Below are 10,998 nucleotides of genomic sequence, written 5' to 3' on the forward strand. Positions count from 1 at the left end.
AATCCTTGATGCGTTTGCGTGCGGCTTGCTCCAGTGCGGTCCGCTGATCGAGGGTATTCATGTCAATTCCTCCGTATAGGGGCAAATTAGGTGCGGTACAGTTCTCATCGGCGGCGCAATTGCCGCGAACCTTGCGATCATTGGTCGCCCCATGCTGCCCGTACCAATGAATCCTACGCGTTCGGCGCTACGGAAACAGCCCGCTCTTAAAGTCGCTACATTAGACTTCCGAAAGCATTAATTTGCTTCGAAAGGTTATGTTTCTCTTACCCATATTTGACGTCAGAATAGGGACCAAACTCGTCCTGACGACAAGCGAAAATATGTTAAAAAAGTATGTGAATTCTGTAAGGCGACTTTATAATTAGCTCTAGAAAACTCGAATACAATCGAGAGCTGTTCGACAAAAGACGGAATGCGCGGAACCCGTGGAAATTTCGCGTTGGTGGGCGTTACGGAACCGTGGGAGACCAGGAACTTCCGATCCTGACAATCTCTCCGTCGAAAGCGCGCCAGCAGCCAAAGGTCGTATCCACGCTTTCAAGCTTCCAAAAGAAGCTTCGAATCAGAACGTAGTCTTAACGATTTTACGGCCTTAGGCTGATCCTACCCCGGCCAATTCGTCAGTCTCACTGCCTGACCACCACTCGCCAATTCGCGCGCGGACATTGCCACAGATCTTTCAAGTAAGTTTGCACAATCTTTACGACCGCAAATCGCTGAAAATGGTACGTTCACGACAATGATAGGAGGTCAGTCCGAAAAACAATGCCTATGCAAACTGATGTATGCTCAGACGGCCGAATAGCAAGCGACATGAGGGCAGCAGCCATGACAAGAAGAGCGCTCATATTGATCGAAATCTATCCATGGGACGTTGGTCCGCTCTACGTCCAAGCGGCTCTGCGTCTTGGTCTTCACCCAATTATCCTTTCGGCTGATCCAGCTCGGTACAACCGTCTGACGCCGCAAAGCATCGTCATTCGTGTCGATACAGACAACCTCGACGCGCTGATCCACGAATGTCTTCAGCTCCGTGCGAACTATGACATTGCTGGGATTACAAGCACCGGTGACTCATTCTATGCGACAGTTGGAAAGCTCTGCCGGCATTTCGATTTACCCGGACCCGACCCCGAATCCGTTGAACGGTGCTGCGACAAATTAGTTCAACGTCAACTCCTCGCGGAGGCGGGCGTCCCAATACCTGCTTATCGTTTAGCAGCGAACGCGACGGACATAGAACGCTCTGCCACAGAGATTGGCCTACCAGTGATTCTTAAGCCGGCCGAAGGGAGTTTTAGCTGCGGAGTCCGCTTGTGCCGCACCGTCGATGAGTTATTCGAACATTCGACCTATCTGTTGGGCGGGAAGCATAAATGGCAGTCTTCGCCGAGGATACTGGTCGAAGAATTCGCACAAGGCCCGTATTTTAGTGCGGAGATAATGGGGAATGACATCATTGGGATCGGGACCGCTGACTTGGGCGATCTTCCATACTTCGTATTTCGAGAGTGCGCCTTCCCGGCCGCGCTGGCCTATGACCAGCGTAAGTGCATCGCCGAAGTTTCGCTGAACTGTTTGCGAGCTCTCGGCCTTGGCTGGGGGCCAACAGGCATTGAGTTCCGGTGGACGATGCGTGGTCCAGTCGTCATCGAAGTCAATCCACGTCTTCCTTGCACACCAACTCCCCAACTGATTCGGCTGGCTTACGGCATCGATCTTGTCACCGAGCACATCAAGCTGGCGATCGGCGAGGCATGGGATTTGCAAAAAAGGCAATCCCACACTGCAGCCGCGCGGCTACTTGTTCCAGACCGCGATGGCATAATTGATTCGATCGTTGGCGAGAGTCGGGCGGTCGCACTATCCGGTGTCGCCGAGGTAAATTTCCGCGTTGAACCCAAGACGCCGATTCTCAGGAAAGGCGATTCCCGAGACTGGATTGGCTATGTCATAGCCGCTTCACCTAGCCTTGCGCGGACGGAGGAGATACTTGAGCGTGCCGTCAGCTTGATCGATTGGTCGATCACACCGTTTTCGACCCGCGGCGAAACAGGAACAACTTGAGGGCCTTCGCCGCGGAGGGTGGGCGCAGACCAAAAAATTTCACTTGGATGTCGGCGACATGATGGAGCCCGAAGACGAACTAGAGCGTGTCTTCAGTTAGGGGATTCCCAAATCAGTGTTTGAGTGCTTCATAGGTGGTCGGTTTGATTTGGGGAACCGACCGATGCGGCGATACGGACTTCGTGACGACCAGTGGGATCGGGTCAAGGATTTCCTGCCCGGCCGTGAGGGCCATGTGGGCGGAACGGCGCAGGACAACCGGCTGTTTGTCGAAGCGGTGCTCTACCGCTACCGGGCGGGTATTCCCTGGCGCGACCTGCCACCACGTTTCGGGGACTGGAAGATTGTCTGGCAACGCTTCGACCGGTGGGCCAAGAGTGGCGTTTTTGACCGGATCTTCAAGACTTTGGCCAGTGATCACGACAACGAGTACATGTCGCTGGACGCAACCATCGTGCGGGCTCACCAACACAGCGCCGGCGCCCAAAAAAAGCGAGCGAAAACCAAGCCATCGGACGCTCCCGAGGCGGACTGACCACCAAGATCCACGCCATGGTCGACGCCTTGGGCAACCCCGTCGGCTTCTCTTTGACCCCCGGCCAAGCCTCCGATCTTGGCCAAGCTGGGCCGCTGCTCGATCAAGTCGACCCGCAAGCCCTTCTTGCGGACAAGGCCTACGACGCCGACACCCTCATCCAGACTCTCAAGGATCGCCGAATCACCCCGGTCATCCCACCCAAGGCCAACCGCCTCATCCCGCGCCAGACCGATTTCGCAATCTACCGCGAGCGCAATCTCGTCGAGCGGTTCTTAAACAAGCTCAAACACTTCCGCGCCATCGCCACGCGTTATGACAAGACCGCGCGCAATTTCCTTGCCGTCGTCCAACTCGTCGCCATAACTTTCCTCCTCAACTGAGGACACGCCCTAGTAGTCGTCCCTGAAGAACCCACTTGCTAGTCGACCGTGAACTATCCGCAAGCCATTGATCTGGCCTGGGAAGCGGATAGCGTCTTTTGAATTGCAGGTTAGCGGTATTTGGACGCTGTTTTCCTGCAATTCGGTTTTCGATTCCCTTGTGCTGCGGAGCGTGATTCACTCGGTTCGGCGGCAGCGAATCGAGGGGACGGCGAATGTCCAGGCCACGCGAGAAGCGTGAGACGGGAGAGCAGGACCTGTTCCGCTCCCGGCTCGACCAGATCATCAACATGCAGCACGAGCTGGTGCGGCTGGCGCAGGCGATCGACTGGCCGGTGCTGGAGGAGCGTTTCGGCGCGTCTATTCGGATGGTCCCGGCATGCCGCCGCTGCCGACCCGGTTGATGGCGGGCTGGCGATCCTCAACACACCTTCAACCTGTCGGACGAGGTGCTGTGCGAGCGCTGGGTGGAGAACCCCTACTTCCAGTATCTCACCGGCGAGACGTTTTCTGCCATACGCTGCCGTTCGACCGCTCGTCGATGATGCGCTGGCGCAGCCGTATGGGCGAGGAGCGGATCGTGGTGCTGTTGCAGGAAAGCCTCAGCCTTGCGGTCAAGACCGGGGCGATGAAGCCGGCCGACACGCGCACTGATCGTCGACACCACCGTGCAGCCGAAGAACGTCATGTTCCCAACCGACGCCAAGCTCATCCACCGGGCGCGCGAACGGCTGGTGCGGCTGGCCAAGAGGACGGGTCTCCATTTGCGCCAGAGCTATGTGCGGGTCGGCAAGCTGGCGCTGATCAGCCACCAGCGCTATGCCCACGCCAAGCAGTTCAAGCGGGCCAACAAGGCGCTACGCAAGCTCAAGACCTATCTCGGCCGGACCATTCGCGACATTGGTCGCCAGATCGCCGGCGATCAGGGGCTGGACGCGCTGTTCAAATGGCCGCTCTACCAGGCCGCCACCGTTCTCGAGCAACGCCAGCGCCAGCGCGGCCGCAAGATCTACAGCCTGCACGCGCACGAGGTGGAATGCATCGGCAAGGGCAAGGCGCATGCGCCCTACGAGTTCGGGGTGAAGGTGTCGGTGGCCACCACGCTGAAGCGCTCCAAGGGCGGCCAGTTCGCCCTGCATGCAAAAGCGCTGCCCGGCAATCCCTATGACGGCCACACGCTGGCAAGCGTCATCCCCGACATGGAAAAGACCATCGGCAACGAGATCGGCCGCATCCTCGCCGACGCCGGCTATCGCGGCCACAACGCACCCCAGAGCCACAAGCTCAGGGTCTTCACCGCGGGCCAGAAACGCCGCGTCACCCCAGCCATCAAGCGCCAGATGCGACGGCGGTCGGCGGTCGAGCCCGTCATCGGCCACATCAAGAACGAACACCGCATGGGCCGCAACTACCTCGCCGGCCAGCAGGGCGACGCCCTCAACGCCATTCTGGCCGCCGTCGGATACAGCTTCTCCCTCCTGCTCAGGTGGCTGAAGGGATTTTTGTGGCTTCTCATCGCAGCCCTACAAAGTCAGCCGAAAGAGCTCGAAGCCTGATCCCTCTCATTGTTCACGGCCGACTTGCTATGCTGCCGGCTTGCGCATCTCGGAGGCGGTTCAGCTGAAGCCCACGTGCGCCTGCCAAAGGCGTCGCAGACGATCGCCCTGGTGACGCCGCCGAAGAAGGCGAGCGCCCGCACCTGGCCCTCGATCCAGTCCGGCAGCTTCTGGCTGGACCTGGCAAAGGCGAAGGTCAGATTGGAGGCGCCCAGCACCGCGACAACTGTTCGGCAAAGCGCCGACGCAATGTGCCCCGTGTTGGGCGTTGCACCAAGGTAAGGCAATTCCTTGTTCTAAATCCTCTCGCTGGCCAGTAGCCCTCGCGGCAGGCCTTGCGCCGTGCCTCGACGCCGGACCAGACCCTCCAGTTCCTCCGCTCTGCTGCGGAGCCAGCGCCTTGAGCAGCGGCCAACCTGGACTCGTCCCGTCCTCCAGAAGCAAAATGTTACCCAGATGCTTGTCCACCCTGACCCGAGCCATCCTCCTGCACGCTTTCGCCGTTGCGCGCGACGAAGACCGCAACGCTTCATCGCGCTTGGCGACTCATGCGAGGCGTCTCATGGCTGTCCGCCATCCAGCGCCAGATCTCCGCCTGGCCCGAGGCGCGCAGAGCTGGCCGGTTGTGCAGGAGCCGTCGGCAATATCCGCCTTCCTCGTTCGGATGGGTAACGCCGGCGTCTCCCGTCGCATTCTATCTCGCTTTCCGAACGTAGCCGTGATGCGAACTCTTGCTGCATACAAAGCCGAATCAGGGGAATTAGGGTCATACAATACGGAGTCTTGACTTTGGCAGTCGCTCTGTGACATTACCTATATAAGGGCCGAAAGAAGGCGATATGGATCATGTATAGGTCACAGAGACCCGAATGACGGCAACGCATAAACGCACCTATTCGCGCTACGCGATGGAAGCGCTTGGCCTTTTCGGTAAGACCGTCCGGCTTGGCCGGATGCAGCACCGGTTAACCGCACAGGAGTTAGCCGAGAGAATCGGTGTTTCACGCAGCACCCTGCAGCGCATCGAGAAGGGCGATCCCAAAGTCGAAATCGGACTGATGTTCGAAGCTGCTGCCATTGTCGGTGTGAAGCTGTTCGATGCCGACGGCAATGGCATCACAGCCCTCACAGGCCGCATGGACGATCGCATCGCGCTGCTGCCGAAGCACGTCTACAAGGCCGGCAAGCAGATCGTCGATGAGTTCTAAGGTCCCTAAGTACGACGAAGCCTATGTCTGGGTCTGGCTGCCGGGCGAGACCGCGCCGGTTGTCGCCGGGCGGCTATATGCCCATGACGGACTCGTCAGCTTCAACTATGGCAGGAGCTTTCGTGAACTGGGCAGCGCGATCCCGCTTTATCTCCCGGAACTGCCCCTGAAGGCAGGCGAATTGCCTTTGCTTCCTGGCCTAACCATGCCGGGATGCATCCGCGATGCTGCCCCTGATGCCTGGGGACGACGGGTTATCCTAAACCGCAAATTCGGTGTGAAGGGCGATGAAATCGCGCGGCTCGATATTTCAGAACTGACGTTCTTGCTGGAATCAGGCTCGGACCGCATCGGCGCGCTCGATTTTCAGTTTTCGCCCACGAACTACGAGCCGCGCGCACTGGCCAATGCCACTCTCGAAGAGCTTGTCCAATCGGCGGAGCGGGTAGAGAAAGGTATTCCGCTCACCCCCGAATTAGATCAGGCGCTGCATCACGGCAGCTCGATCGGCGGCGCAAGGCCAAAGGCGCTGATCGAGGACGGCGCCGTCAAGCATGTCGCGAAATTTTCCTCGTCTGCCGACCTTTACAGCGTCGTCAAAGGAGAATTCATAGCCATGCGGCTTGCCGCCTTGTGCGGCATCAGAGCGGCATCCGTCTCGCTCGTTCGCGCCGCAGGCAACGACGTGTTGCTCGTCGAGCGATTCGACCGGATCAAGGTCAGGGGCGGCTGGCAACGCAAATCCATGGTCTCAGCGCTGACGATGCTCGCACTCGATGAGATGATGGCGCGTTACGCCAGCTACCAGGATTTGGCGGAGATCATTCGCCACCGATTCACCGCGCCGTCGGAAACTCTGCGCGAGTTGTTCAGCCGCATTGTCTTCAACATACTTTGCGGCAATACCGACGATCATGCCCGCAACCATGCGGCATTCTGGGACGGGGCTAAGCTCACCCTCACGCCTGCGTACGATATTTGTCCGCAGGCCCGCAGTGGCCAGGAGGCCAGCCAGGCCATGCTCATCAGCGGCAATAACCGCATGAGCCGGATAGCGTCCTGCCTTGAAGCCGCGCATCACTTCCTGCTCAGCGCGCCGGAAGCTCTTGCGATTGTTGAAGGCCAGCTTCGATGCATTGCGGAGAATTGGCCGCGTGTCAGCGAGGAAGCTACGCTATCCGGCACAGATCGCAATCTGTTCTGGGGCCGACAGTTCCTCAATCCCTACGCTTTTACGGCGCTGGAAGGAAGCGCCGACGTTCTCCGCGCTCTGGCTGACGAACTACGCAACAGTGTTCACGCCTGATCCGGCGCTGGGTTTCGGACAAGCTCGGCAAGCGCAAGACGCCCACAATTTGACAACCCTTGCCGTGCCAGGACGAAGATTGAACAAACGGCTCTTCAACAGTGACAACGTGCACTGCGGAGAGATGTGGAGCTGAAACCGCAAAAGCCCAAGACGCGCGACTTCCCGCGATACAACTCCACATAACAGAGCGTCTACAAGCGGTGCAGCCAGCCAAACATCCAGCCATCAAAGCGATGATCGTCTGATCTTTTGCCGATGACATCACGTCGGGGAAGACTTGTTCGAGCGCTTATACCGCATCGTTAGTTTCAGCCCGAGTGGCCTGGCCATCGACTGATGGTGGCGATGTCAACACCCGTTTTGACGAGGTGGATGGCCGTCGTGTCCCGCAAAGGGCGATGATGGATGCTTTTTTTCCGCCAGGGTGGTTCCTTCGCCCGCAGCCATGTGTGCGCAGCAAGTATCGAACACCGAACCGGGTGAGCAGTGTGGGGCGGTCGTTGCTTTGCTCGGCGGGACAGGGCGATACCAGACGAAGGTCACAATCGAAGATTCAGGATCCCTGAACTCGTGCATCCGTATTGAACATCAGCGAAAACAGAGCGTAATCCCGCTGTCCAGAAGGCGTGCGGCGGTCGATGCGCGCCAGGACGCTCTTGAGTTCCGGGCTCTTCGAGATATTCGACAGGTGCCACCCGCGCGCCCTCTTGAAGGGAAGTGTCACCACCAGTTGCAGCGTATCCATATTATTCGGGTGCTCCGAGATCAGGAACCGCGCTAAGGTATGCATCGCCGCCAGCCTTGCATTGCGGGTCGCAACTGCCACGCTCGACCTCAAGTGACGTGAGAAAGCTGCCGATCCTGTCGGTATTGATGTCGGAGACCGCTTCTTTCAACAATATCTTCCCGCTCTCCGCGGCATGAGCCCGTGGCATGCTTCGGCCCACTGCGATGGATTGATGTTTCTTCATGCCACAACCTCGCTGACGAGACCGCCGAAAGCCCCTTCAAAGCGGTCGGTGGCGATCTCTCTCAGCTTTGGAAGGTAGTGCATCGATTTTTCGTGAATGAGGACGCTGTTTAAGGGGTGATTTTCGTCCAAACGGGACCCTTAACGATGGGGTCATCAAGATGCCTCCGGTTTGATCGGAGGCATTTGTGTTTTGGATGTTGGTTTTGGAGACGATTGCAAAGATACGTCGGCTGTCGCTGGTCCAGGGGAAGTCGATCAAAGCGATCTGCCGTGAGCTGAAGATCTCGCGCAAGGTGGTGCGCAAGGTCCTGCGTTCTGAGGAGACGGAGTTCCGCTACGAGCGCAAGCACCAGCCCTATTCCCGCATGGGAGCTTGGCGTGAGACGCTGGACCGGCTGCTGTCGGCGAATGCGGCCAAGCCGCAGCGGGAGCGGCTGACGCTGATCCGGATCTTCGAGGAGCTTCGCGGCCTCGGCTATGACGGCAGCTACAGTTCGGGGTGGCGGCATGCGCAGAGCTCGGCGGCGGATCGCGGCAGCGCCGTGGCCGAGGCCTACATTCCGTTGAGTTTTGCACCTGGCGAGGCCTACCAGTTCGACTGGAGTCACGAGATCGTCCTGCTCGACGGCGTGACAGTGAAGGTCGCGCACATGCGGCTCTCACAGCCGCATGTGCCTCGGCTATGACGGCAGCTACAGTTCGGGGTGGCGGCATGCGCAGAGCTCGGCGGCGGATCGCGGCAGCGCCGTGGCCGAGGCCTACATTCCGTTGAGTTTTGCACCTGGCGAGGCCTACCAGTTCGACTGGAGTCACGAGATCGTCCTGCTCGACGGCGTGACAGTGAAGGTCGCGCACATGCGGCTCTCACAGCCGCATGTTCTTCGTGAGGGCCTATCCGCGCGAGACGCAGAAGATGGTGTTCGACGCGCATACCGGGCATTCGCCTTCTTCCGTGGCGCCTGCACGCGCGGCATCTACGACAACATGAAGACGGCGGTGGACGCGATCTTCATCGGCAGGGACCGCCGCTACAGCCGCCGCTTTGCGCAGATGTGCGGGCATTACCTTGTCGAGCCGGAGGCCTGCACACCGGCGGCCGGCTGGGAAAAGGGGCAAGTCGAGAACCAGGTCGGGCTGGTGCGCGAGCGCTTCTTCACACCGAGGCTGCGCTTTAAGACGTTGGAGGATCTCAACGGCTGGCTGGACGACAAATGCGTTGCCTAATGCCAAGGCGCGTCGGCATCCCGAACAGGGTGAGCGCACGATCTGGGACGTATTCGAAGAAGAACGCGCCAGCTTCATTCCCTATGCCGGTCGCTTCGACGGCTACCATTGCATTCCCGCGTCGGTGTCGAAGACCTGCACGGTGCGCTTCGACAACAACAAATACTCGGTGCTGTCGAGCGCCGTCGGTCGGCCGGTCGAGATCCATGCTTATGCCGACCGCATCGTCATCCGCCAGGATCGCGCGGTCGTCGGCGAGCACGCACGCTCTTTCGGCCGCAACGAGGTCGTCTACGATCCCTGGCACTACGTGCCGGTGCTGGCCCGCAAACCGGACGGCCTGCGCAACGGCGCGCCTTTCCGGGAATGGGTTCTGCCATCAACCATGGAGAAGGTGCGCCGCAAGCTAGGGGCGGCCGATGACGGCGACCGGCAGATGGTGTCGATCCTCACCTGCGTCCTGACCGACGGATTGAGCGCGGTCGAGAGCGCCTGCCAGGAAGCGCTCGAGCATGGCGTCTGTTCGGCGGCGGTGATCCTCAACATCCTGGCCCGCAGCCGCGATCCGGCGCCGGGCACGATCCTTTCCATTCCCCAGGCCCTGCCGCTGGCTCACGAGCCGGTCGCCGACTGCGCCCGCTATGACAGTCTCAGGAGGACAAACGGAAACGCACCGAGGTTCTGGAACTGATGGGGGCGCTGAAGCTCTACGGGATGCGCAGCGCCTATGACGAGATCATGGGCGTCGCCATCAAGCACGGCACGAGCCGCCCAGGACTCGTCGGTGATCTCTTGCAAGCCGAGATATCGGAGAAGCAGGCCCGCTCCATCAAATACCAGTTCGCCGTCGCCAAGTTGCCGCTGGCCAAGGACATCGACGACTTCGACTTCGCCGACACGCCGGTCACCGAACCCCTGATGCGCGATCTCGCCCGGCGGCGCCTTCGTCGCCGATCAGCGCAACATCGTCCTGGTCGGCCGCCTTCACGGGTCACCCAACTCGCGCGGAAGGTCGACCTCATTGCGACGGGCGCGTGTCGACTTCCCAACCATGTCAGACAGGAGACACAACGCTATCGGAGCGATCGCATTGTCCGAAACGATTTTCCCAGTTGGCACGACGGTTGCGGTCCTATGCGCAAAAGCAAACTAGACCTGAGAGCCGCACCCCATGAATGTAGCCTCCGAACCTCTCCCGCTTGTGGCGCACCACGAAGCCGGGCACGCGGTGGCCGCCATCGTTTTGAAGCGTCAGATGTTCGACGACGACCGTGAATTCCCTGCTTTCTCAAGTGTTAGTATTTACCCCGAGCCCGGTGACGGGGATTACCATGGTGTTGTCATGGGCGACGCTTTTTATTCAGCGCAAGGGTTCACCTCGAAGCGAAAGCCGATTTTCGAGGACGATATGGATCGATATTTGGAACGCGATGGTGCGATCCGGGAGATAGTTATGTGTCTGGCAGGTCCTTTTGCAGAATCCGCATTCGAAGGCTATCTGGACCCGCGCGATATGGCGATGAATGCGTCCGACGCGAATGAGGGGAGCAGCGACTACGCGGATGCCAAGCGAATCTATGGTGAGTTGCGGTTCCTGATGCCGCGCCGCCCCGGTTGGAGGCGGATCGAAGATCGCACGGCCCGGCTAGTACTCGATCACTGGTCAGCCATCGAAGCATTGGCCGCGCATTTGCTGGTCAAGCATGATCTCCAATTCGATGAGGCTCTGACGATTGTTGC

The 10,998-nt window shown here is 59.4% G+C and carries 6 protein-coding genes and 5 pseudogenes; 9 read left to right on the forward strand and 2 right to left on the reverse strand.

Going from position 1 to position 10,998, the window contains the following annotated elements:
- The first annotated feature begins 831 nt into the window (after positions 1–831).
- The 3 genes and pseudogenes from EN955_RS30975 (at position 832) to EN955_RS30985 (ending at position 4,544) form a co-directional block, all read left to right on the forward strand.
- On the forward strand, positions 832–2,070 hold the full coding sequence (locus EN955_RS30975; RefSeq protein WP_024505827.1) for an acetyl-CoA carboxylase biotin carboxylase subunit family protein: 1,239 nt from the start codon (positions 832–834) through the stop codon (positions 2,068–2,070).
- Between the two features lie 163 nt (positions 2,071–2,233).
- Positions 2,234–2,988 (forward strand): annotated as a pseudogene (locus EN955_RS30980) (IS5 family transposase).
- A gap of 215 nt (positions 2,989–3,203) precedes the next feature.
- A pseudogene (locus tag EN955_RS30985) lies at positions 3,204–4,544 on the forward strand (IS5 family transposase).
- Here EN955_RS30985 and EN955_RS35695 read toward each other — a convergent pair.
- On the reverse strand, positions 4,520–4,831 hold the full coding sequence (locus EN955_RS35695) for a hypothetical protein (RefSeq protein ID WP_081714478.1): 312 nt from the start codon (positions 4,829–4,831) through the stop codon (positions 4,520–4,522). The pseudogene EN955_RS30985 and the gene EN955_RS35695 sit on opposite strands and share 25 nt — an antisense overlap.
- 582 nt (positions 4,832–5,413) lie before the next feature.
- Between EN955_RS35695 and EN955_RS30995 the strand changes: the two genes are divergently transcribed.
- Both EN955_RS30995 and EN955_RS31000 read left to right on the forward strand, forming a co-directional pair.
- Complete coding sequence (locus tag EN955_RS30995; protein WP_024505831.1) at positions 5,414–5,752, forward strand: helix-turn-helix transcriptional regulator; 339 nt, start codon at positions 5,414–5,416, stop codon at positions 5,750–5,752.
- Positions 5,742–7,058, forward strand: a complete 1,317-nt coding sequence (locus EN955_RS31000) for a HipA domain-containing protein (protein WP_024505832.1) — start codon at positions 5,742–5,744, stop codon at positions 7,056–7,058. Before EN955_RS30995 ends, EN955_RS31000 begins: the two co-directional genes overlap by 11 nt.
- Positions 7,059–7,614: 556 nt before the next feature.
- On the opposite strand, the gene EN955_RS31005 is transcribed toward EN955_RS31000, so the two are convergent.
- Positions 7,615–7,887, reverse strand: a complete 273-nt coding sequence (locus EN955_RS31005; RefSeq protein WP_127218629.1) for a hypothetical protein — start codon at positions 7,885–7,887, stop codon at positions 7,615–7,617.
- Positions 7,888–8,228: 341 nt separating this feature from the next.
- Here EN955_RS31005 and EN955_RS31010 point away from each other — a divergent pair.
- The 4 genes and pseudogenes from EN955_RS31010 to EN955_RS31030 form a co-directional block, all read left to right on the forward strand.
- Positions 8,229–8,693, forward strand: a pseudogene (locus tag EN955_RS31010) (IS21 family transposase); the annotation flags it as partial.
- Positions 8,694–8,709: 16 nt separating this feature from the next.
- Positions 8,710–9,989: pseudogene (gene istA, locus EN955_RS35700) on the forward strand (IS21 family transposase); the annotation flags it as partial.
- Positions 9,949–10,237 (forward strand): annotated as a pseudogene (locus EN955_RS31025) (ATP-binding protein); the annotation flags it as partial. The pseudogenes istA and EN955_RS31025, both read left to right, overlap by 41 nt.
- 192 nt (positions 10,238–10,429) lie before the next feature.
- Positions 10,430–10,998: hypothetical protein (locus EN955_RS31030; protein WP_164756508.1), on the forward strand; the 569-nt coding region annotated here is incomplete at its 3' end.

Origin of the sequence: Mesorhizobium sp. M7A.F.Ca.CA.001.04.2.1 (genome assembly GCF_003998485.1) — a bacterium.
Classification (GTDB): domain Bacteria; phylum Pseudomonadota; class Alphaproteobacteria; order Rhizobiales; family Rhizobiaceae; genus Mesorhizobium; species Mesorhizobium ciceri.

Excerpts from the sequence above, each read along its gene's own strand:
- EN955_RS30995 (WP_024505831.1), top strand. The coding sequence starts at position 5,414 with ATGACGGCAACGCATAAACGCACCTATTCGCGCTACGCGATGGAAGCG.
- EN955_RS31000 (WP_024505832.1), top strand. The coding sequence starts at position 5,742 with ATGAGTTCTAAGGTCCCTAAGTACGACGAAGCCTATGTCTGGGTCTGG.
- EN955_RS30975 (WP_024505827.1), top strand. The coding sequence starts at position 832 with ATGACAAGAAGAGCGCTCATATTGATCGAAATCTATCCATGGGACGTT.